Origin of the sequence: Rhodococcus sp. OAS809 (assembly GCF_040546695.1) — a bacterium.
GTDB classification, from domain to species: domain Bacteria; phylum Actinomycetota; class Actinomycetes; order Mycobacteriales; family Mycobacteriaceae; genus Rhodococcus_F; species Rhodococcus_F qingshengii.
In genome coordinates, this window is sequence record NZ_JBEPOI010000002.1 from 1307120 (window position 1) to 1328667 (window position 21548).

The following is a 21548-nucleotide window of genomic DNA, read 5'->3' on the forward strand; positions in this document are numbered from 1 at the left end:
CAAGTGACTCCTGTTCGAAAGTACTGTCAGCAAATACGTCTCACGCTTTGAGCGTCGCTCCACCGTCGACGTACAGCGCCTGCATGGTGATGTGGGCCGCCCGGTCGGACAGCAGGAAGTGCACCGAGTCCGCGATATCGTCTGCGGTGGCCAGTTTTCCGAGCGGAATACCCAGGCGATAGCTCGCCAGATTGCCTTCGATGACCGCGTCGGCACCCGAATCGTCGGAAGGGTCCGACCACAGTGACCGCTGCATCGCTGTGTCGGTGGATCCCGGAGCGACCACGTTGACACGAATGCCGTCAGTAGCCAGCTCCAGTCCAGCGGTTCGAACCAACATGGTGGCAGCAGCTTTGGACGAACCGTAAGCACCCATCCCGATACGTGGGACACCGGCCGCGTTCGACGAGACGACCACGATCGCCCCGGCCCGACGGCGACGCATTTCCAGTCCCACGCTTTGCAGCACGTTCAGCAATCCGAAGACGTTGACGCCGAATATCTTCCGCCACTGGTCCGGATCGGAGTCCAGCACCGATCCGGTGTCGAGAATTCCGGCGACGTGCGCGAGCGCGTCGATCCGGCCGAACGTGTCCATCGTCGAGGCCACTGCAGCGTCGACTGCCTGCCGATCGGTCACGTCCACGACGTGACTCTCGATATCGGCGCCTTCGACGATTGTTTCTGCCAATTCCGCAGTTACCCGCTTCAATTCGACGTCGTCGCGATCGAGCAACGCCAGCGAATACCCGTCGCGCGCAAGCGTACGGGCCACTGCGGCGCCGATCCCCGCCGCAGCACCGGTGACCACGGCGATTCGGCGCTCGCTCACTGCGGGCACAGGACCTGAACCCAGGCATTGATCGTGGGCTCTTCTGCCAACTCCGCGAAGTCGGCATCCGCGCCCGCTCCCCGCCACCGTTCGACGAGCGTCATCAAGCGAACCGAGTCAAGGCCTTCGTCACCCAGGTCCGCGTCGTCGCCGAGTTGTTCTGCCCTCATCGACAGAACCTCGGCGACGTCGCGCACGATCTGGTCACGGTCCACGGTGTTGCTCATCGGTCTCCTCGAGTAGTGGTCGACGCGCTCAGATCGAGCCAACCCAACCTCGTGTCGACCCCGTCCGCACGCCTTGACTTTAGGCCAGCCTAACCATAACGGTACGGAAGTACACAACCCGGACGCTCGCAACACAAATTCACCCAAACTAAGGCTAGCCTCAACATAACAAGCAATCTGTCGAACTGGAAGGGTGTCCATGTCAGCACTCGCCGAAGTCTCCGAATTCCCGTTGCGCAACAACCGGACTGACGATGAAACGGACTCCGTTTTCCTGCTCTCACGTAGGCAAACGTCGATCCGCACTTCGGGAGTAGTCGAAGAATTCGACTCGGCCTTCGACGCTGCCGAAGCCCTCAAGACCGGGCGCATCGACTCGGTCGTCGGCGCCCTGCCGTTCTCCCCGGAGACGCCGTCCGCCCTCACCGCGCCACTGAGTTTCACACGAGTCCGCGGTGATCTATATCACTCGAACATCCCGTCATTACCCACTTCGCGGGTAGCCGGATTCGAACCCAGCCCGCAGATCCACACCGACAGGGTCCGCGGAGCCATCGAACGACTTCGAGCAGGCGAACTCGACAAAGTTGTCCTCGCACGCTCCCTGACCATCGAGGCCGAGTCCACGATCTTCCCCGCCGCTCTGGCCGAGAAACTGATTGCACTCGATCACGCGCACAACGGTTTCTGCGTCGACCTGTCCCCCGCCGGAGGAAAGTACCGCGGGCGTTCGCTGGTCGGTTCGACGCCCGAGGTTCTGATCGAAAGGCGAGGCGGCGTCGTCACCTGCCACCCGCTGGCGGGCTCGATTGCACGCCATCCGAATTCGGATCAGGACGAGGCGAATGCCGAGCAACTCCGCGCGTCGACCAAAGATCTGGCCGAACACGCGTTTGTCGTCGACTCCATCAGCGCGATACTCGGACCACTGTGCACGTCCTTCAATGCACCCAGCGCACCGGAAATCCTTCGGACACCGCAACTGTGGCATCTCGGGACCAAGATCGAAGGTGTCCTGATCGACCCGAGCCTGACCTCGCTCGAACTCGCAATGGCGCTGCATCCGACTCCCGCTGTCTGCGGCACACCGACGGTCGCCGCACGCGAGCACATCACCGCAACCGAAGCCGATCGTGGGTTCTATGCCGGTGCCGTGGGCTGGTGCGACCGGACTGGAGACGGCGAGTGGATGGTAGCTATTCGTTGCGCCGAGATCGCAGCAGACGGCCTCTCGGCGCGGGCCTACGCCGGCGGCGGCATCGTCGCTACTTCCGACCCGGAAATCGAATTGAGAGAGACCAGTACAAAATTCCGCACGCTACTCAGTGCGTTCGACCTCGCTGAACATCATCTCTGACAGGGCGTCACTTCTTCGAGGTGTTCAGGGCAATCGCGGCGTGAACGAGTGCCTTGAACGCCTTTTCGTCGACGGCTTGGCCCTCGTGGAAATCGATCGCCCGTCGCGTATTGCCCTCGAGGCTGGAGTTGAAGAGTCCTGAAGCGTCGTCGAGTGATGCGCCTTTGGCAAAGGTCACCTTCACTGCGCTCTTGTAAGTCTCACCGGTACAGATCATTCCGGCGTGGTACCACACGGGAACACCTCGCCACTTCCATTCCTCCACCACATCCGGATCCACTTCTTTGATCAGAGTTCGTATCCGGGCGAGCATCTCGCCCCGCCAGTCTCCGAGTTCCTCGATTCGCTTGTCGATCAACCGAGACGGGGAATCTGCGCCTTGCTTGTCGGACTCACTCTTCGCCATCGCTTCGTCACTTCCTGCTCGTCGCCGCCGATCTCCGGTGAGTCGAGTATCCCCTCCTGCACGCGGATTCACTCGGTGAATCACTGACGCATCACGGCGTCTCGGCAGATGCGATTTCTTGCAGTTTCGGTCAAAGTGAGACGGACGTCCAGTATTCTCTGGGTACTAAGTCCCGATTCTTCGGCCTGGAGGACTGCATCGTGATCTGGAATCGACCGCTCACCCACTCAGTCGCTTGGGCTGCCGGATCGGTTGTTCTCGCCGCCGCGATTGTCGGCGTTCACACCGTTCCTGCGGCGGCGCAACAGGCCCGCGTCTTCGACGTACTGTGCACACCCACCGATGCAGGCCTTTCCGAGCTGTCCGGACTCACCGTCACCGCGGCCGGGATGTACGCAATCGGCGACAGCGGCTCCGACGATCGGGTCGCCGAACTCGATTCGAACTGCCACGTGCAGCGCTGGATCAGCGTGGGCACCCCTCGTGTCGACGTCGAGGATCTGTCGTCGACTCCCGACGGCCATCTGTGGCTGGCAGACATCGGCGACAACAACGCGGTACGAACGTCGGTCGGGCTGATCGAACTCGATCCGGCTTCAGGTGCGGCGACCTCCTACCCCCTGGTCTATCCCGACGGCGCGCACGACGCCGAGACACTACTGATCCAGAGCGACGGGGTTCCCGTCATCGTCACCAAGGACTACCTAGGTGCAAGCGTGGTCTACACAACCGCTGAGCGACAGCAGGTTCAGGATCTGAGTACGGGCTCGCCGACCATGTTGGCCAAAGTAGGTCAGCTCAGATTTACTCCCACCCTCACACCCGGTGGGCCCGTTCCCCACGCCGGAACGATGGCTGTCACCGGCGGCGCCGTGAGCAAGGACGGCACGGTGGTAGCGCTCCGCACGTATACCGACGCTTACCTGTACGCAGCTCCCGACGGCGATATCGTGAAAGCGTTGAACACCAACCCGATTCGCGTCCCCCTTCCCGACGAGCCACAAGGTGAGGCGATCGCGTTCGACGCTGCCGGTGATCTGATCAGTGGCTCCGAGGCATACCGAGGGCCATTACCACCAATCCGAATTCTTCGCGGCGCCAGCGACATCGCACTGTCGGGCGGAGCGAGCGGCTCTCTCGGGTCGTAGTCGATTCGCGTCCCCGGGAAAGCGGACAGGCGCCGCTATCATGGCCGAGTGAACAAACAACTTCGAGCGACAGTGGTGGTCTCGGCAGTTCTCGCACTGGCTTCGTGTGCGAATTCCCTCGAAGGATCACCGCGCCCGGATGCGTTTGTTCCGAGCATCGACAACCCGGATCCGTCCGAAGCCATCGACGGAGTTGTCACGGTCGACTACCCAGCAGCCCAACACGTACGCCCGAACGAACGCGTGGCGTACACATATTCACCGCCCTTCGGAGGCCGTCATGACTCGGTCTGGGCAAACTGCACCGGAGTTGTTTATCCACAAGCGATTCGGACCGAGAATGCGGTCCATTCTCTCGAGCACGGGGCCGTGTGGATCACGTACAACCCCGACCTCGTCTCGAGCGAGGATCAGGCTCGCTTGGCACAGCGAGTCGAGGGCATGAGCTACACGTTGATGTCGCCGTATCCGACCCTGGATTCGCCGATCTCGCTGCAGTCGTGGGGCCGTCAGCTCAAGCTCGACAACGCCGCGGACGCGCGCATCGATCAGTTCGTCTCGGCTCTGCGCGTCAACCCGAACACGTATCCCGAAGTGGGCGCGACCTGTTCGGTGCCGGTGACGAGCTTCGACCCGAACAACCCGCCGCCATTCGACCCCACCACTCCGGATCCGTCATCTCCCACAACCGTTCCGGAGCGGTAGCGTCTCAGCAGGCCCCGCTTCGCGGCGTAGACACCTACTTGCCTCGTGAACGGCGTTCCAGTTCGACTGCCCGTCGCATGGTTTCCCGAGCCCGGCTTCGGTCACCGGCATAGTCGTAGGCGCGAGCGAGTCGGAAGTTCTGCTTCCAGTTGTCCGGGTCTGCTTCCCAGTCGACCTTGATCTGGGCGAACAACTCGTCGGCGGCCGCTCGCTCGATCCGGCCCGAAGGCAATTTCGGAAGCGCAGACGCATCGACAGCGAGGCCCTCGTCGTGAATCTGCTGCGCGAGGCGCTGGTGCGTGAAGCCGGCACGGAGCGTGGCGATGACGAGCCACAGCCCCAGGAACGGCAGGATCAGCACGCCGATCCCGAGACCGATCGCGGCGCCGCCACCGTCCTGGATGAGCTGGATTCCGCGCTGGCCGAGCAGCACGAAGTACACCGCGAGCGCGATGCAAATCGCGACGATCAGTGCGACGGTGCGGGTGGTCTTGTTCATAGATCGAGAAAGGAATCGATACCGACCGTCAGACCCGGACGCGAGCCGATCTGGCGGACACCGAGCAGAACGCCCGGCGCGAACGAATTCCGGTCGATCGAGTCGTGGCGAATGGTCAGTGTCTCGCCCTGAGTTCCGAGAATCACTTCCTGATGCGCGACCAGTCCGGCCATCCGCACGGAGTGAACCCGGACGCCGTCGACGTCGGCTCCGCGCGCACCCTCGAGCTCGGTCGTGGTGGCGTCAGGGCTGCGTCCGACGCCTGCTTCCGCGCGAGCCTCGGCGATCATGGCGGCCGTTCGGTATGCGGTGCCCGAGGGAGCATCTGCCTTGTTGGGGTGATGGAGTTCGATGACCTCGACGGAATCGAAGAAGCGCGCCGCGGCAGCCGAGAAGCGCATCAACAGCACAGCACCGATGGCGAAGTTCGGGGCGATCAGAACACCCGTTGCCGGCTGGGCGTCGAGCCAGGACTGAACAGTCGCAAGCCTGGACTCGTCGAAACCGGTGGTGCCGATCACTGCATGAATTCCGTTGGCCACGAGGAATTCCAGATTTCCCATGACGACGTCGGGGTGCGTGAAATCGACCACTACCTGAGTGCGGGTGTCGACAAACGTCTCGATGCGATCACCGGTGTCGACCTGAGCGACGAGTTCCAGATCGGGAGCAGCTTCCACTGCCTCGCAGATCGCTCGACCGACCTTGCCCTTGGCTCCCAGAACCCCGACCCTGATGGGTGCTGCACTCACGTCTTCCACGCTCCGTCCGATGCATTGTTTGAGGTGAAGCCTACGCAATCACCCCGATGCGCTCACCATCAGTCGGGCGGGAGTTATGTCACCACTGGCACACTGGACGTAGTGAGCAACCGTCCGCAAGTCCGCGAAACCGGCAACCTTCGACCACTCGAGTTGGCAACGGGTGCCGTCATGGCCGGATTCACGGTCGCGTTGTCCGTCATTGCCACGGTCATCCCCATGGCCAGCGCCCTCAACCTCGTGGCCGCCGTTCCGATGGGAATTGTTGCCCAGCGCTTCCGAGTCCGCGCCGTGACGACGGCCGGTATCTCGGCCACGGCAGTCGCCTTTGTCGCGGCGGGTTCGGGATCTGCGGCGGCGGTCGCATTGAGCGCTCTCCTCGGCGGAATCATCGGTACGGTCAAGCGGCGCGGTCTCGGCTTCGTCTCCGCATTGCTGTCGTCATTGGTCATCGGGCCCGCGCTGGCGTTGTTCTCCATAGTCCTGTTGCTTGTTCTCGCTCCGCTGCGCACCTTGTTGTTGACCTCGCTCGAGAACACCGCGTTGGGCGTGGCCGAGATCTTGAAGCGTGCCCCCACACTGGTCGGCGCAGCCGAATGGATCGAGAACAGCATCGGCTCGATCATCGACTACTGGTGGTTGTGGATCGGCGTGTCCATCATCTCCGGAATCGTCCTCAGTACCGTCGTCTCCTATTTCGTCCTCGGCGCCGTCCTCGACCGATTGGCTGCACTCCCTTCGGCCGACCCGCTCCAGACAGCACCCGACGACCGTCCGATCGATCCTCTGCCGGTCACTTTCGATCACGTGGGCTTCACCTATCCGGGTGCAACGACACCGGCCCTCGTCGACGTCAACTTCACCGTGCGACGAGGAGAGTTCGTCACCGTCGTCGGCCACAACGGCTCGGGCAAGTCCACACTCACCCGGTTGCTCGCCGGTCGCGCGCCGACTGTCGGGACGCTGACGAGACCCGGGTCCGCCGGTCTCGGCCGACACGGCGGAACCGCCGTCGTCCTCCAACGACCCGAAAGCCAGATCCTCGGAACCCGCGTCGCGGACGACGTCGTCTGGGGGCTCCCCCCCGAGTCGCATCCCGACGTCGATGCACTGCTGGCCGAGGTGGGACTCGCGGGCATGGGTATGCGTGAGACCTCCGGGCTGTCCGGTGGCGAGATGCAACGTCTGGCTGTTGCAGCCGCGCTGGCGCGGCGCCCCGCTCTGCTGATCGCGGACGAAGCCACCGCGATGGTCGATCAGGCCGGCCGGGAGGAATTGGTCTCGCTCCTTGCCGAACTTCCGCGACGCCACCCGATGGCCGTGGTACTGGTCACCCATCACCACGCCGACACCCGCAACGCAGATCGGGTGATTCAACTACAACGCGGACGGCAGATCGATCACCAACCCGGTTGGATGACGTCGACGTTCGGGGGTCCGCCGTCTGCGCCGTGGCCGGTCAGCACTCGAGCTGTCCTCCAACTCACCGATGTCACCCACACGTACAACGACCGGACTCCGTGGTCGCGGCGCGCACTGTCGGACGTAAATCTCACAATCGGCGACGGCGACGGGCTGCTGGTTCTGGGCGGCAACGGTTCCGGTAAATCGACTCTGGCCTGGATCATGGCGGGCTTGATCGCACCGAGCAAGGGAACCGCAGTCTTCGACGGCAAACCCGTCTCACGCCAACTCGGCACCGTCGGTCTCACGTTCCAGCATTCGCGACTGCAGCTGCAACGCCGAACCGTCGCCGAAGACATCGAGGCCGCCGGAGGTCCGGAGATCGGATCGGTGCAAGTCTCGTGGGCGCTCGACGCCGTCGGACTCGACCGTCACATCGCCGGCCGCAGCATCGACGAGTTGAGCGGCGGACAGATGCGACGCGTCGTCCTGGCCGGTCTCCTCGTGCGCCAACCGCGGGTACTCATCCTCGACGAACCGTTGGCCGGTCTCGATCCACCCGGTCGACACGAAATCCTGAACGTACTCAGGTGGATTCGTCGGAACGGAACCGCAGTAGTCGTCATCTCCCACGATGTCGACGGCATGGACGCCGTGTGCAGCAGAACAATTCGACTGTCGGAGGGTCGCATCCTCGACCCTGCCGCCAGCAGCGCCTTGGAAGGATCGACGACGTGACAACACTTCTGCGCGAAGTCCCGACTTCATCGCCGATCCACCGATTGTGGGCCGGAACGAAGATCGTTGCCGTCGTTCTCGTCAGCATCGTGGTCGTGACCGCTCCGTCCTGGCCGGCGATCGGCGTCGTACTCGGATTGTTGTTGCTGACCGCGGTGATCGGACGCATCCCCCCGACTGCAGTTCCGCGACCTCCGTGGTGGTTGTGGGCGCTGATCCTGCTCGGCGCGTTGATCAATCTTCCGATCGGCCTCGACGCAGTCTTCATCTACCTGCAAGCTGTGACGTTCGGTCTTGTATTGCTCTGCGTCTCACTGATGTTGGCATGGACCACGTCGATGAGCGATGTGGCGCCGGCACTGGCAACGCTCGGTAGACCGCTGCGATTCCTCAAGATCCCGGTCGACGAGTGGGCGATCGCGACGGCCCTCTGCATTCGTTCACTTCCGCTCTTGATCGACGAGATGCTCACCCTGGTGGCGGCGCGACGACTACGCCCGAAAGCTGTGGTGAACAGCGCTGCCGACAATTCGATAGTCGATCTGATCACCACGACCATGTCGGTGGCAATTCGGCGCTCTGCCGAGATGGGTGAAGCGATCTCCGCTCGCGGGGGCACCGGTTTGATCGCGGCGTACCCCAAGCGCCCTCAGCTCGCCGACCTGTTCGCGCTGATCGTCGTCATCGCCGCGTGCGTCAGCGCGGTTGTTTTGACTCTGGTTCTGCGCTGATCGGATCACCGCTGACAGAATTTCCCTGGGCGATGATCGCAGAACCCATCCAGCGCCGTAGGTATCGCCGCAGTTCCTCGTCGCTCCGCTTCGGGTCGCCGGGCGCGAGGAAAAACGACTGCATCGTCCGCAGGACGTATTCGACCAGTTCCTGAAGTGATGCGTCGTCGTATCCGAAACGCACCCAGTCCACGTCGAAGCGGGTGATCATCGCCATTCCGAAGGCCTGCGCCTCCTGAGAGGTCAGACCTTCGGGATGAAGACTCGAATTCGTGCTGGTGAGCAGAATGCCGAGATGCGGCGTTCGGTGGACCTGGGTCAGGGTGTAGACGACACCCTCGGTCATCGCCTCGACGGGATCTTCGATGCCGCTCACGTGTGTGGTGAGCCGATCGAGGTAGCCGTCGACCGACGCGATTGCAGCTGCCCGCATCAGAGCGTCAGCGCTGGGGAAGTATCGATACACGGTCTGCCGGATCACGCCCAGTGACTCGGCGACGTCGCCGATGCTGATTTCCGAACTCGTCCGTCCGATCAACTCGACCGCGGCCTCGACAATGCGACGAGACGCATCTTCGTCACTGTCCGGTGGATTGCCGCCCCACCCACGCCTTCGTGCCACTGCCCACTTCCTCGCTCGAACGAGGCTCGAACCATGTCTTTGCGCTCGAAGTCCAAGAGCCACAGGCTAACACAGGCAGGTTTTGCATCTGCGCCCCTCGAATTCACTCCCCTCGCCGAAAGTGAACATACAACTGCACACCAATATGTATGATTACCGCCACACGTGGCTTCGAGTGCCAGAGCGGCCACCTGACCAGCCCCTCCGAAAGACGAGGTTCGACAAGTGACCAACCTTCAACCCCGAAAAATGGACTTCGGATTCGAGGATCAGGACGTTCCCTTCCTGTGGAACCCGGAGAATCCGGCCTGGTCGAGCATGTCCAACGCGGTCTCGTTCCTGGCCATCGGTTTCGAGAAGATGATCGTGAAGATGATCATGCAGACCAAGTCGCGGATCAGCGATCCTGAAGTGGCCGAGGAAGCCGTGGCGTTCATGCGTCAGGAAGGCCATCACTCGACCGCGCACCGCCAGCATGTGAAGGCTCTGATCAGGCGCTACCCCGGACTACAGAACACGCTCGACGCTGTGATCGGTGAATTCGATCTACTGACCGAGGCGACCTCGCTGAACTACCGGCTTGCATACACCGCGGACCTGGAGGCGACCTTCACTCCGGTGTTCAAGCTGATGCTCGACAACGAGGCGACCTTGTTCCGCCCGGGAGACGACCGCGTCGCGTCGCTGTTCATCTGGCACTTCGTCGAGGAGGTCGAGCATCGCAGCTCGGCTCTGATCATCTTCAATTCCGTTGTCGGAAGCGAGCTTTACCGGATGCGGATGGCACCGTCGATCTTCGCGCACGTGATGAAGGTGATTCGTATCGCCTGCGCAGGCTTCAACCAGCACGTTCCGCTCTCCGAGCGGCAAGTCGACTCACTGTCGATGTTCGCCACCCACCGCACCAAGCAGAAGATTCTGACGTCGTTCGCTCCGTATCTGACCAAGGGCACGATGCCTCGCGCCTTCGATCACCTTCAACTCGGAGAACAACTCGTTGCACTCGGCGGTGTCTTCCGCAGCCAGATGCCCAATCACAACCCGGACCACGAGAAACTCCCCGCACTCGCCGACCAGTGGTTCAAGCGTTACGACGACGGCTACGACTGCACACGCTGGTACACCGCCGAATCTCAGGCACAAGCCGAGTCGATCACGTCAGGGGCCAACTGATGGCAGAACACTGCTCCCCCACGTTTTCCCAGCTCGCAACAGAACTCGGTTTCTCCTGTCAGGAAGCAGGTGGACTCGTCGAGTTCCGTAACCCGGCGGCGCTGGAGAACTGGACCCTGCCCGTCCTCGAATGGACCATCATCGTCGGCTCGGTGCTCGCACTGGTCCTGGCGATCGTGCGGTTGCGCCGCAACGGCGACCCCACCAATCTGGTTCTCTGGTTCGGCGCCACCGCCTACCTGTTCATCATCGAGCCTCCGCTGTACTTCCCGGCGGCGTTCGGCATCGAAGAACAAGTGGACACGATGTTCGCGCACAACGTGTTCACCGTCGACTTCATGTGGGGTCGACTGCCGCTGTACATCGTTGCCATCTATCCACTGATGGCGACGTTGGCCTTCGAAATAGTCAGAATGCTCGGCGTTTTCCGCAGATACGGTCCACTACTGGGCGCTGTCTGCGTCGGCTTCGTCCACCATGCGTTCTACGAAATCTTCGACCACCTGGGGCCCCAGTTGCGGTGGTGGGAGTGGTCGACGTCGAACCCGATCAACCAACCCATGTTCGACGCGGTTCCACTTCCCAGCGTGGTCGTCTTCGCCGCGCTGTGGCCGATGTCGTTGGCATTCTGCGTCCAGTACTTCGTCGGACGGCACGTCGATGCCGGCAAGCACTTCTCCGGACTTCAATTGGTATGGCGCACCATCGTGATCGGCCTGCTGGCCTCGCTGGGTACGTTCATTCTCCCGCTCCCGGCGACGGTCTTCGGTATAGGAAGCGACACTGTCCGCGGGTTCCTCTACGCCGCTGAACTTGCAGTCCTCACAGTGGTCGCGATCGTGGTTCTCGTCCGCCAATGGACGCACCTGCGCTCGGCAGAATCGAACACTCCTGCACACACCAACAGGTTCGTGCAGATCTACAGCGTGGTGTACCTGGTTGTCATGGCCGTCCTGTGGGCGAGTGCGCTTCCCGACTTCTTCGACGCGGTCGACGGTTCCACCAGCGCTGGAGATCCCATCGGGAACCTCTGGTACACAGTGGCGTGCTTCGTCATCGCAATCCTGTGCGTGAGCGCAACTTTCACCATTCCGAAGCGGAACTCCGGGACGGCCGACGCCGAGCTCCTCGGGGCAAACTCAGCGACTCCGGCTACCTAGGCGACCGGGACGAGACCGCTCGGGTCTCGTCCCGGTTTCTCGGTTTCACGGGACGCGGTGAGTCCACTCTTCGGTTCTGAACTTCGTGTCCACCAGCTTGCGCGCCTGCTCCAACTCCGAGTCCGTGTAATCGCTGTCGTGGGTGTCGTATTGACCTCGAAAGTGCTGCGCAAACGACTCCAGGATTGCTGCACGCGTCATTCCGGTCTGCGAACGCAGCGGATCGACGCGCTTGGCCGCACTCTTGGTTCCCTTGTCCGACATCTTCTCTCGTCCGATTCGCAACACCTGCGTCATCTTCTCAGCGTCGATGTCGTAGGCCATGGTCACGTGATGGAGCACAGTGCCGGACGCGAATCGCTTCTGAGCGGCGCCGGCGATCTTGCCCTTGTCCGAGGCGATATCGTTGAGCGGCACATACCGAGCGTTGATACCGACCTCGGCAAGCGCTCCCATGACCCACTGATCGAGAAACGCGTAGGACTGCTCGAAACTCAAACCCTCGACCAATGACGCCGGTACTGCCAACGAGTACGTGATGCAGTTGCCCGGTTCCATGAACATCGCGCCGCCACCGGAGATTCGGCGCACCACCCCGATGCCGTACCGCGCAGCCGCCTCGGAGTCGACCTCGTTACGCACGGACTGGAACGATCCGATCACGACCAAGGGCGAGTCCCAGTCCCAGAAACGCAATGTCGGCGGACGCTCACCCGATGCGACCTCACGCGCGATGACCTCGTCCAGCGCGACGTGCATCGCGGGATCGAGAACCACCGGCGGGATGAGGTCGAAGGTGTGATCCGCCCAGCTCGTGGCGTGGCCGAGTGCGCGCCGGATCGCGATGCCGACCGACTGCGGCGTGAAGCCGATCATCGAGACGGACTCGTCGAGCGCAGTGGAGATGGCATGCGCCAACTGTTCTGCATCCGAGTCGGCGGGCATTCCGCGCAACGCCGCGTTGATGTCGTCGAGCGCGCTGTCGGGCTCGAGGAAGAAGTCCCCCGAGACTGCGACTTCGGACAGCCGACCGTCCGCCACCTCGACGTCGACCGCGACCAGTTTTCCACCAGGAACCTTGTACTCTCCACGCATCCGTCCAGCCTATCCCTGCGGGATTCTCTGCGGTGAGCGCCGTCGAAGATCACACCCCGCGCGCAGTGCGCATCTGTTCGGAAGGCAGGGCGCTCAAGTAACCACACCTGTAAGTCGCTGCGGGGCTGCACAATCGCGCGGACGGGACCGCACGTGTCGACCCCTGGCAATTTGGCCGAGCAACGGCCCTGCTTCTGCCGACAGGCGAGATGATCTCTGTGGTGGGAGGATTGCCGCAACGAGCCAACTCCCTGGCGAGCCACAACGGAGGTAGACATGAAGGTCCCGGCGTTCCACTCGACGGTTCCTTCGGATCTCGACGTCTATCACGACAACGAAAGCTGCATTTTGGCCGCGCGCATCGCAGTGTCCCATCGTGCCCACGGAGTCGACGGCCGACCGTGGTGCACTGCGTGTGCGTCTTTGGACTGACGAGCGACCACCAGCTCACTCACACCCACGTCGCCGATTCGGGGGCAACCCCGTTGGCCCGAGCATTCGCATCGATGACAGCGCGGAGCCACACTGTCAGACCGGTCTCGACCTGCTCGTAGAACGCGGTGAATCCCGGATCGGCCACGTACATCCGTCCCAGACACACCTGCATCGAATGTGTGCAGTCGAAGTAAACCCCGATCGACGCTCGGTGCCGTTCTGCCAGCAAATTCGCCTCGCCGCTTCCCGGTTCGACACCGGATCGGCAGGCCAGCGCCAGATCTTCGTTGAGCGTCTCGACGCAGTCGGCGATCTTCTGCCAATCCTCAGCGGTCCTACCCGCCGACCGTTCCGCGTGCTGCGCCCACTGCGCACTGTCACCCCAACGCTCGTGCGCCTCAGGTCCCCATGACGGCTGCCAGTGTCGGCCGAAGATCGAGACCTGCTCGTGTGCCGGCAACAGCACACCCGACTTCCTGGCATCGATGATGCGATCCAAGGACTCGCCCAGTTCCTCCAAGTCGGCTATCCGTTGCCGCAACTCGGCGCGCTGCCCACGCAGCGTCTCGTCCACGTGGGCTGCGGGCGCATCGAGCAATATCCCGATCTCGTCGAGCGACAAACCCACGTCACGGTAGACAAGCACCCGGCCGATGCGACCGAGGTCCGCGTCGGTGTACAGCCGGTAGCCCCCGTCACTGCGCCCGGACGGACGCACCAAACCGATTGCGTCCCAATGATGGAGGGTACGTACGGTTATGCCTAGTCGTGATGCGGCAGCACCGACAGTGAGAGCACTGTCTGCCTCGTCTCCGAAGAGTTGGTCCGTCACGTGATCCAGTCTGACAGACGCGGTTCGGGAGGCCACAGCGTCAGACCTCGGTTCAGTCGTCGGGTCCGTCAATTCCCATGCCTCGCAGATGCTCGGCCTCGGCACTGTTCGGGTCGTACGGACGAGCGGCCGTCATGATCACGCGCGCGTTCTCCGGTGTCACAATCTCCAACTCCAGTGAATTCCACGGCTTCAGATGTGGACCGCTGGTGCATCCGGGCCGCAATTCCTCACACGCCTGTGCTATCTGGTCCATCTGACTCAGCACACACGCAAAGCTCACACTGACGGACGGTGGTGAATCTGCACATTCGCCGGGCACGAGCAGAACGTCTTGAAATGCCCAGCGTCGCAGGTGCGTCAGTCGATCCGGTACCGAAAAGAGGTCGAAGAAACCGAGCCCACGGATCCAGAAGTCGGCAGATTCGGCCAGATCCGATGTCGGAACCGCCACGAACATGGGCATTCCGTAGAGACCTCGGAACTGTTCCGGAGGCACGGCGTCTGTAGCGGGGACAGGGACGGGGCTGATGTCGAATGCCGGGTAAGTATCGGTCATGAAGCCATCGTGAGCCCTCACGCTACGTCAGGGTCAAATCGTGTGAAATCCGATCGAACCAGATTGCGCGATCACACCGTGCGTGCGAATGCGCCGTCGTCTGCGAATACCCGTTGGGCAAAGCGTTCGCCGATGAGACGGTGCGTCGCAGCGTCCGGATGGAGCTGATCGGGAAGCGGCAACTCTTCGTTCTCGGCCGCACCATAGAGATCGCACCCGTCGACGTAATGCAGATTGGGATCATCCGCCGATCGCTGGGTTACGATGCGCGCCAACTCTTCCCGAATAGAGCGCAGCGTCAGCTTTCCGGCTGCGCGCTCGGCGGGATCGCCGGTAGCAACGAATCGCATTTCGCCTCTGGCAAGCGCGTCGAAATCGAATGCACCAGGTCCAGGCGTGTCTTCGTGAATCGGGCAATAGACAGGCGAGACGACCAGCAGTGGAGCCACTGGATGACCGTCGCGGACCGTGTCGAGGAAGCCGTGCATTGCCGACGTGAAGGCCCGCAGGCGCATCACGTCGGAGTTGACCAGATTGATGCCCATCTTGATGCTGATGAGGTCGGCAGGAGTGTCTCGCATAGCGCGGGCGACGTACTGGTCCAGCAGAGCGCTGCCGCTGAACCCGAGGTTGATCAGATCCACGCCGCCGAGGGAGGCTGCGAGAGCAGGCCAAGTGCGGGAGGGACTTTCAGCGCCGGAGCCTTGACTGATCGAGCTTCCGTGATGGAGCCACACATCACGCTTCGTGCCGACTGCGAGTTCGAGCGGGGCGTCGGTTCGCAATGCGACAAGTTCGGTGGTTTCGTTGTGCGGCAACCAGATCTCGACGGTCTTGGATCGCGCGGGCAAGTCCGCGAAGCGGATGGTGCTGACGGGTCCGGATTGTCTCTGAGCGGTACCGGTCGCCATGTCGATCGTCACCGTGTTGCCACCCTCAGCGATTGCGTGCCCGGTTGGTTCGCCGTCGACGATCAGGTCGTACACCCCTTGCGGCCTCGGCGGAGCACCGATGTAGATCATTTTCGTGGGCAGAGTGTCGAGTTCGATGGCCGTAGCGCTGGTTCGGAACACCAGCCGCACTCCGGACGGTTGTGATTGCGCCATTGCCATCTGCCCGTCAGCGAATTGCGTGCGAGCTCTGGCAGGCAGACGGTGTGTCAGCACACCGCGTTCGGTCCGCTCGAGCTCGAGGGCTCCGCGCACGATGTCCTCGGAAATTACGGTAGTAATCCAGCTGCTCTGGCTGTTCATCTCATTCACCTGTAGATAAGTTGCGAAGGTTTTAACTACAGCACACAGTAATTTGCCTATACTATTTAGGCAAGCGGTTTCACTTCTCGACGAACAGGACCAACGGACATGCCTCGCGCAGGACTGACACCCGAACGCCTCGCCGTGGCGGGCGCCGAATTGGCCGACGAGGTGGGCTTCGAGCAGGTGACCGTATCGGCGGTCGCCAGAGCGTTCGACGTCAAGGTCGCAAGCCTGTACTCGCACGTGAAAAGTTCGAACGACCTCAAAACCAGAATCGCGCTGCTTGCCTTGGAAGAGATGGCCGACCAGGCTGCCGACGCCGTGGCCGGTCGGTCCGGCCGCGACGCCTTGACCGCCTTCGCGAACGTGTACCGCAACTACGCGAGGTCACACCCTGGTCGGTACGCCGCGTCACAGATGCGCCTCACCCCGGAGGCCGCGGCCGCGAGCGCGGGTTTCAGACACTCGCAGATGATGCGATCGATTCTGCGCGGGTACAACCTCACCGATCTCGATCAGACCCACGCAGTTCGGTTGCTCGGCAGCGTTTTTCATGGGTACGCCAGCCTCGAGCTGGGTGGATCGTTCAGCCACAGTGCACCGGACAGCGCCGAAAGCTGGGCAAGAATCCTCGAGGCTCTCGATTCGATGCTGACCAATTGGCCAGCGTCGAGTCCATGACCAGTCGTGATTCTTGCGCGCCAAGTTCTTGCGCCACTTGGTGATCGCACACGGCCAAGAAACCTCGGGCCCACCCCAGGAGCGGCGCCACACAATCGCGCGCTCCCGCAACCACAGGTCGCACTGGGACAGAAGAAGGTCCGAGTAGGCAAGAAGCCGGGCGTGGAGCTCCGCTTAGAGGAGAAGCTTGGCGCGCAGAGAGTCGACAGTGCCCTGGTCGACGCCGAGGCCCTCCCGTACGTAAGTATCCATACCGCCGTAGAGCCGGTCCACCTGTGCATACGCCGCATCGAGCCACGACAGGTCCACCGCGTCGTCCCGGCCCAGGTACGTGTTCGACGCCATGAAATCGGCACTGATGAACTCACGCGGGACACCCAGAATGGTCAGCAGGATCGCGGTACCCCAACCGGTGCGGTCCTTCCCTGCACTGCAGTGGTAGACGGTTGCGCCGTCGGAGTTGTTCGCGATCGCAGTCAGCAGGTCACGGAAGGCGACATCGGAACCACGGTAGTTGACCATGAACGGGTAGCCGATGCTCTGGCCGATGTTCGAGGTTCCCTTGACTGCGCCGTCGATCAACGCGCGACCGAGGGTCAGGGGAACGAACTCGTGGAACGCGATGCCGTGTTCGATACTGACGACGTCGGCGACCTGGTAGGTGACCCCGGCGGGGATCCGATCGGGATCCTCCGCACGTTCGGAGGCGTTGCGCAGGTCGACGTCGAGGGTCAGGTTCGCGGCGGTGAGTTTTGCCAGATCAGTCTCATTGAGCGAGCTGAGCTTGTTGGAACGGAACACCAGGCCTGTCCGGACGGTCCTGCCGTCGGTAGTCCGATACCCGCCGATATCGCGGAAGTTCCGCGCCTCGTCGAGCCTGATCTCGGCCGCGGACGGCGGTGGGATCTCCGGCAGCGGCGGTTGCTCCCCGGACGATCCGAACTGACTCGAACCCAATTGCAGGTCGCCGCTCGAAGCGGAGGCGAGTGTGGGGCCTGTCAGGGCCGCACCCATAGCGACCAGCGCAGCGAGGGCGATTCCGAAAGGGCGCGCCCCTCGGCGGCGCGTGTAGACAGTTGTCACCTTCATCCTCTCATTCGCTGTGCGGGATACCCCGCGCCCCGCAAACTCCCGTGCGAGATTACAAGGGTGGCACGCTCCTCGTCCCGACTTTGCTCCAGAAACCGGACATGTGTTCAGGTGCCCGGCCAGCCGCCATCCTGCAGGAAGAAACTCTTGCCCGTCACTGCGTCGCCATCGACCACGCCGGGCCCGATCGAACGACAGACCGCGGCCGCGGCGGCAGCCGTAACTGCACAGCGCCGAACAACTTCACTGTCGAGCAACTGCACGAATCTCCACCTCGAGCTGGTATCCGTTGGGACGAAATCAATCTCATGCGCTACCGGCCGTCGACCATGACCAGTGCAGGCTGAGGAATGTCGGACGAAGCGTCTGCGAGAGCAGCAAGAGTGCCGTCGAGCGCGACAAGGTCCGCACGACGACCCGGCGCCAAGATCCCCACCCGTCCTTCGTCATGGACCAAGTACGCACTGTCCACAGTCATGGCCTGCACTGCACGCTGCACTCCGATCCGTTGGTGGGCGCCAAGCACGGCACCGCCCATGGTCAGCCGATTCACAGCAGTCCTAATCGTCTGGAGGGGATCCATCGGCGTTATCGGGCAATCCGAGTGCAGCCCGAATTTCAAGCCGATGTCATCGGCGCACGCCAGCGGGTCCAGGTTGCCGGCTCTCTCAGGACCGAGGAAACGGTCACGGTGACGATCGCCCCAATGAAAAACATGGTTGACGAAAAAGCTCACCCCGATCTCGGCATCACGTATCGCCTCGAGATCCGCAGGCCCACTCACCTGGCAGTGCTCGATACGGTGCCGCGCTCGACGTCCGTCACTGCGGTGCGCACTGCGCAGCGCCGCGATGGCGGCGGCTACAGCCGCATCGCCGTTGGCGTGCACCGCGACCTGACCTCCCTCGCGGTGCACCTGGAGAACCATGTCGTCGAGTTGCTCCTGCGGATAGAGCAGATCACCGTGATGGTTCGGGCTGCAGGTATACGGAGTTCGCAAGGCTGCAGACAATCCTTGAATGGACCCATCCGCCCAGAATTTGGCGCCGGCCAGGCGGAAGCGTGACCCTGGGGCCGGTGCAGCCGTGAAAGCGATGTTCCTTTCCTCCAGTTCTGCGATCGCGAGATCACCCCGAAGGAAGCCAACCGTGTGCACGGGCATCTCGCCCATGGTGTCCAGGGCACGATAGGCGGCCAACTCCTGCATGCCCGCCGACAGGCCGACCCCTAGATCGTGGACGGTCGTGATTCCTCGCGAACGCGCCAGTGTCAAGCTACGCAGCAACGCGGTCTGCACCTCTGCCTGTGTCAGGTCTGGTATCGCGCCACTCAACCGTGCCACGGCGTCGATTTCCCAGGCCATCCCTGTGAGCCTCCCGTCCGCCCCACGCGGAAACTGCGAGTCCCCGGGATCCACCGTCGATTCGTCGATGCCTGCAGTTGCAAGCGCAACAGTGTTTGCCACCGCAAAGTGCCCCGAGATGTGCAGAACGATGATCGGGCGGTCGGTGCAGACTGCGTCGAGGTCATCGCGTGTGAGATGGCGACCTTCTCGAAGTTGTGTGTCGTCGTACCCCCATCCACGTATCCAGCCGTGAGTGGGAGTTGAGTTCCGCAGAGCCCCTTGGATATCCGTGATCGAGGCGCACGGTGGCGTCCGGCAATCAGCCCATCCGTCAGTCAAGCCGGAGTAGGTCGGGTGAATGTGCGACTCGATCAGCCCCGGGATCACAGTAGCGCCGGCGAGATCGAGCCGACGAGTTTCCGGTCCGGTGTACTCCCCCATGTCCTTTCGACTTCCGGTGGCGACAACCAGGCCTCCATCGAGGACGAGCGCCTCAACCTGGGGTGACGCTGCGTCTTGGGTGAGGATTGCATCTGCGGTGAGTAGTGTCCGAGTCATCGGATATCCGCCTTCGCGGTCGGGACTGCGGGGCAAGGCACTGGTGCCGATCGATTTTCTGCACGGAGGCCCGAAACCGCTTCGACAGGAGGCCACATCACCCGGGTGGCGGACACGAACAACACGTTCAGAACAAGGGCTGCGGCACCGATGTTCATGCCTTTGTCCGCCAACCACATCGATACCGTGCCGTGTGTGTCGAGGTACAGCCAGAGCACCAGCACGTCGCCGAGCACCACGCCCATCGCGAGCGCTGCCGGTCGCAGCTTCCACCCGAAGATCATCGTCGCGAACACCACCACGGCCTGGGTCACCCCGTAATACGCGGTATTCACCAGCGTCAGCAGCAATTGGGGTGCGGCGAGGGTGAGGATCAGCGAGAGGCCGAGGTAGGCGACTATGACCCCGCGCACCCACACTCTCTGACGTGATTCGGGTATTCCAGGAACGATGTTTCGCGAGACGATCGAGCCGATTCCCAGCGCCGAGCCACACAGAACAACGATCGCGCACAGTGCCGCACCACCCGCCACCACTCCGGTCAGCCAGTCCGGGAGCACGAGGCGGGACAGTTGCAGGAGGACCTCGTTGGACTCTGCGCCCTCGAGCTTGTTGGGCAGCAATGAAATTGCTCCGAAGGCAGCAGCGACGAGGAAGGGATACATGAGCATGTACAGCGGGTTGAATCGGGCGACTCGCTTGAGGGTTGCCTCGGACTTCGCCGATAGCACGGCCTGCACGATGAAGGGGAAGACGAAAAAGCCGAGTGACTGGAACACAATTGTGGTGAGCACGAAGGTCAGCGACGAACCGGTGACGGTGGATTGCGAGGCCTGCCCGGCCCCATGGGATGCCGCATCGGCAAAGAGCTTCGTGATACCGCCGGATTTGGCCGTGGCGGCCAGTCCGATCAGGATCGCTCCCAGCAGCAGAGCTGCGTCCTTGACGTAAGACACGAACGCCGGTGCACGTACACCCGAAAGCAGGAGGAAGAGCAGAGCAAGCGCAGCGCCGACGAAAACTGCCACCGTCGGGTTGATGGTGATGCCAAGTCCGCTCAGCGCGACCTGGAGGCCGGCAAGCTGCAACTGCCCCCAGGGAATGAGGAAGACTACCGAGGCAATCGCGATTGTCAGTTCCAACCCGCGCGACCGAAAGTGCCGCCCGGCCACATCGGGCAGCGTCATCGCGTTGTACCGCTTACCTGCCCGCCAGAGGTAGGGCGCAAAGAAGTATCCGATCGGATAGGCAAGCAAGATGTATCCGATGAACCAGACGCCGTAGCTTGCCCCGTGGGCGTACACACCGCCGGGGAATCCAATGAGCGTACCGATGCTGTAGGCCTCACCTGCTCCCAGGATGAAAACCAGCACGGGACCGAAAGATCGCCCGCCCACGAGGTAGTCGGAGATCTCTTTTTTGCTTCCACGGCGTGAAAGCACTCCGGCGCCGAGCGCGAGGAGTAGCACGAGCGTAAATGTTGCAGCGATCATGTCGGATCCCCGATCTCGGTCTTGGCCTGAGCCAGTTCGTTTCGTTCCGCTTCCTCGAAGTCCTTGCGGTCAAAGAACTTCCATGCCATGTGGAGACACAACGAGGTCAGCGGCATCCACAGGAAAAGCCACGCGAACAAAATGGGAAATCCGAGAACAGTCAGTTCGGATCCGGAGAGCGCAACTATCCCGCCCAGCACCCCGACGAACGGAACTCCGATTGCGAGCAAGGCACTCTTCGCCTCGTTGGACATGATTGTGGCTCCTTAGCCGTTGATCGATCCGGAGCAGATGAGGCGAGGGGCGTTTTGCCGTCGAATCGTCGTCCGGTCTAGCGTTGAGTGTGCCTCCCGTCACTATGGCGGGACCATGGGTGAACCCCGGAATCCACGACGCTCGTTCGTGAAATTCACGGGACGCAAGACCAAGCACGCACAAAGGA

Annotated in this window: 24 protein-coding genes; 9 read left to right on the top strand and 15 right to left on the bottom strand. The window is 62.4% G+C overall.

The features are described 5' to 3' along the window. Positions 1 to 40: 40 nt before the first annotated feature. Both ABIE52_RS08960 and ABIE52_RS08965 read right to left on the bottom strand, forming a co-directional pair. Positions 41 to 841, bottom strand: coding sequence for a 2,3-dihydro-2,3-dihydroxybenzoate dehydrogenase (locus ABIE52_RS08960; RefSeq protein ID WP_003942103.1), 801 nt, complete (start codon positions 839 to 841; stop codon positions 41 to 43). Then, positions 829 to 1059: a phosphopantetheine-binding protein gene (locus ABIE52_RS08965; RefSeq protein WP_003942230.1), complete on the bottom strand. Its 231-nt coding sequence runs from the start codon at positions 1057 to 1059 to the stop codon at positions 829 to 831. Before ABIE52_RS08965 ends, ABIE52_RS08960 begins: the two co-directional genes overlap by 13 nt. 199 nt (positions 1060 to 1258) lie before the next feature. Here ABIE52_RS08965 and ABIE52_RS08970 point away from each other — a divergent pair, with 199 nt between their 5' ends. Next, a complete protein-coding gene (locus tag ABIE52_RS08970) occupies positions 1259 to 2416 on the top strand; it encodes an isochorismate synthase (RefSeq protein ID WP_020969440.1) in 1158 nt (385 codons plus the stop codon). 7 nt (positions 2417 to 2423) lie between these two features. Here the strand turns inward: ABIE52_RS08970 and ABIE52_RS08975 are convergent, their stop codons facing one another. Then, entirely contained in the window at positions 2424 to 2822 is a 399-nt protein-coding gene (locus ABIE52_RS08975; protein ID WP_007735116.1) for a DUF1801 domain-containing protein, read from the bottom strand. Positions 2823 to 3022: 200 nt separating this feature from the next. On the opposite strand from ABIE52_RS08975, the gene ABIE52_RS08980 reads away from it, so the two are divergent. Together ABIE52_RS08980 and ABIE52_RS08985 are read left to right on the top strand one after the other, a co-directional pair. Then, entirely contained in the window at positions 3023 to 3970 is a 948-nt protein-coding gene (locus ABIE52_RS08980) for a hypothetical protein (protein WP_058038678.1), read from the top strand. Between the two features lie 48 nt (positions 3971 to 4018). Further along, positions 4019 to 4675 carry a thioredoxin-like domain-containing protein gene (locus tag ABIE52_RS08985; protein WP_003942235.1) on the top strand — a complete coding sequence of 219 codons (657 nt, stop codon included), beginning with the start codon at positions 4019 to 4021 and terminating at the stop codon, positions 4673 to 4675. A 34-nt stretch (positions 4676 to 4709) separates the two neighbouring features. Here ABIE52_RS08985 and ABIE52_RS08990 read toward each other — a convergent pair whose 3' ends face one another. Next, positions 4710 to 5174 carry a hypothetical protein gene (locus tag ABIE52_RS08990; protein WP_003942246.1) on the bottom strand — a complete coding sequence of 155 codons (465 nt, stop codon included), beginning with the start codon at positions 5172 to 5174 and terminating at the stop codon, positions 4710 to 4712. Next, positions 5171 to 5926 carry a 4-hydroxy-tetrahydrodipicolinate reductase gene (dapB, locus tag ABIE52_RS08995; protein ID WP_007735114.1) on the bottom strand — a complete coding sequence of 252 codons (756 nt, stop codon included), beginning with the start codon at positions 5924 to 5926 and terminating at the stop codon, positions 5171 to 5173. Before dapB ends, ABIE52_RS08990 begins: the two co-directional genes overlap by 4 nt. 111 nt (positions 5927 to 6037) lie before the next feature. Here dapB and ABIE52_RS09000 point away from each other — a divergent pair, with 111 nt between their 5' ends. Together ABIE52_RS09000 and ABIE52_RS09005 are read left to right on the top strand one after the other, a co-directional pair. Beyond that, entirely contained in the window at positions 6038 to 8077 is a 2040-nt protein-coding gene (locus tag ABIE52_RS09000; protein WP_030535578.1) for an ATP-binding cassette domain-containing protein, read from the top strand. Next, on the top strand, positions 8074 to 8808 hold the full coding sequence (locus ABIE52_RS09005; protein ID WP_042450697.1) for an energy-coupling factor transporter transmembrane component T family protein: 735 nt from the start codon (positions 8074 to 8076) through the stop codon (positions 8806 to 8808). Before ABIE52_RS09000 ends, ABIE52_RS09005 begins: the two co-directional genes overlap by 4 nt. On the opposite strand, the gene ABIE52_RS09010 is transcribed toward ABIE52_RS09005, so the two are convergent. Further along, the gene (locus ABIE52_RS09010; protein WP_007735111.1) at positions 8774 to 9430 is read right to left on the bottom strand and encodes a TetR/AcrR family transcriptional regulator; all 657 of its coding nucleotides are present in this window, start codon (positions 9428 to 9430) and stop codon (positions 8774 to 8776) included. The genes ABIE52_RS09005 and ABIE52_RS09010 overlap by 35 nt on opposite strands. Before the next feature lie 225 nt (positions 9431 to 9655). On the opposite strand from ABIE52_RS09010, the gene ABIE52_RS09015 reads away from it, so the two are divergent. Beyond that, the gene (locus tag ABIE52_RS09015; RefSeq protein WP_030535581.1) at positions 9656 to 10603 is read left to right on the top strand and encodes a metal-dependent hydrolase; all 948 of its coding nucleotides are present in this window, start codon (positions 9656 to 9658) and stop codon (positions 10601 to 10603) included. Continuing rightward, positions 10603 to 11763 (top strand): DUF7802 domain-containing protein, encoded by a 1161-nt coding sequence (locus tag ABIE52_RS09020; RefSeq protein WP_042450699.1) that lies wholly within the window; start codon positions 10603 to 10605, stop codon positions 11761 to 11763. Before ABIE52_RS09015 ends, ABIE52_RS09020 begins: the two co-directional genes overlap by 1 nt. A 45-nt stretch (positions 11764 to 11808) precedes the next feature. Here the strand turns inward: ABIE52_RS09020 and lplAB are convergent, their stop codons facing one another. Beyond that, positions 11809 to 12858, bottom strand: coding sequence for a lipoate-protein ligase LplAB (lplAB, locus tag ABIE52_RS09025; RefSeq protein WP_003942269.1), 1050 nt, complete (start codon positions 12856 to 12858; stop codon positions 11809 to 11811). A gap of 276 nt (positions 12859 to 13134) precedes the next feature. Here lplAB and ABIE52_RS09030 point away from each other — a divergent pair, with 276 nt between their 5' ends. Further along, positions 13135 to 13290, top strand: coding sequence for a hypothetical protein (locus ABIE52_RS09030; protein WP_165638325.1), 156 nt, complete (start codon positions 13135 to 13137; stop codon positions 13288 to 13290). A 19-nt stretch (positions 13291 to 13309) separates the two neighbouring features. Here the strand turns inward: ABIE52_RS09030 and ABIE52_RS09035 are convergent, their stop codons facing one another. The 3 genes from ABIE52_RS09035 to ABIE52_RS09045 form a co-directional block, all read right to left on the bottom strand. Continuing rightward, on the bottom strand, positions 13310 to 14125 hold the full coding sequence (locus ABIE52_RS09035; RefSeq protein ID WP_047271490.1) for a MerR family transcriptional regulator: 816 nt from the start codon (positions 14123 to 14125) through the stop codon (positions 13310 to 13312). A gap of 52 nt (positions 14126 to 14177) precedes the next feature. After that, positions 14178 to 14684, bottom strand: coding sequence for a VOC family protein (locus tag ABIE52_RS09040; protein ID WP_047271412.1), 507 nt, complete (start codon positions 14682 to 14684; stop codon positions 14178 to 14180). A 71-nt stretch (positions 14685 to 14755) separates the two neighbouring features. Continuing rightward, complete coding sequence (locus tag ABIE52_RS09045) at positions 14756 to 15937, bottom strand: GDSL-type esterase/lipase family protein (protein WP_030535585.1); 1182 nt, start codon at positions 15935 to 15937, stop codon at positions 14756 to 14758. A 108-nt stretch (positions 15938 to 16045) separates the two neighbouring features. On the opposite strand from ABIE52_RS09045, the gene ABIE52_RS09050 reads away from it, so the two are divergent. Continuing rightward, entirely contained in the window at positions 16046 to 16621 is a 576-nt protein-coding gene (locus tag ABIE52_RS09050) for a TetR/AcrR family transcriptional regulator (RefSeq protein ID WP_030535586.1), read from the top strand. Positions 16622 to 16795: 174 nt separating this feature from the next. Here the strand turns inward: ABIE52_RS09050 and ABIE52_RS09055 are convergent, their stop codons facing one another. The 5 genes from ABIE52_RS09055 to ABIE52_RS09075 all read right to left on the bottom strand — a co-directional run bounded on the left by ABIE52_RS09055 (position 16796) and on the right by ABIE52_RS09075 (position 21360). After that, a complete protein-coding gene (locus ABIE52_RS09055) occupies positions 16796 to 17710 on the bottom strand; it encodes a tyrosine-protein phosphatase (protein WP_007735104.1) in 915 nt (304 codons plus the stop codon). 107 nt (positions 17711 to 17817) lie between these two features. Continuing rightward, positions 17818 to 17973: a hypothetical protein gene (locus ABIE52_RS09060; RefSeq protein ID WP_155419219.1), complete on the bottom strand. Its 156-nt coding sequence runs from the start codon at positions 17971 to 17973 to the stop codon at positions 17818 to 17820. A gap of 50 nt (positions 17974 to 18023) precedes the next feature. Continuing rightward, positions 18024 to 19613, bottom strand: coding sequence for an amidohydrolase (locus tag ABIE52_RS09065; protein ID WP_065455803.1), 1590 nt, complete (start codon positions 19611 to 19613; stop codon positions 18024 to 18026). After that, a complete protein-coding gene (locus tag ABIE52_RS09070) occupies positions 19610 to 21106 on the bottom strand; it encodes a sodium:solute symporter family protein (protein WP_003942149.1) in 1497 nt (498 codons plus the stop codon). Before ABIE52_RS09070 ends, ABIE52_RS09065 begins: the two co-directional genes overlap by 4 nt. Continuing rightward, entirely contained in the window at positions 21103 to 21360 is a 258-nt protein-coding gene (locus ABIE52_RS09075; RefSeq protein WP_003942271.1) for a DUF3311 domain-containing protein, read from the bottom strand. The genes ABIE52_RS09070 and ABIE52_RS09075 overlap by 4 nt, the downstream gene beginning before the upstream one ends. Between the last annotated feature and the right edge of the window lie 188 nt (positions 21361 to 21548).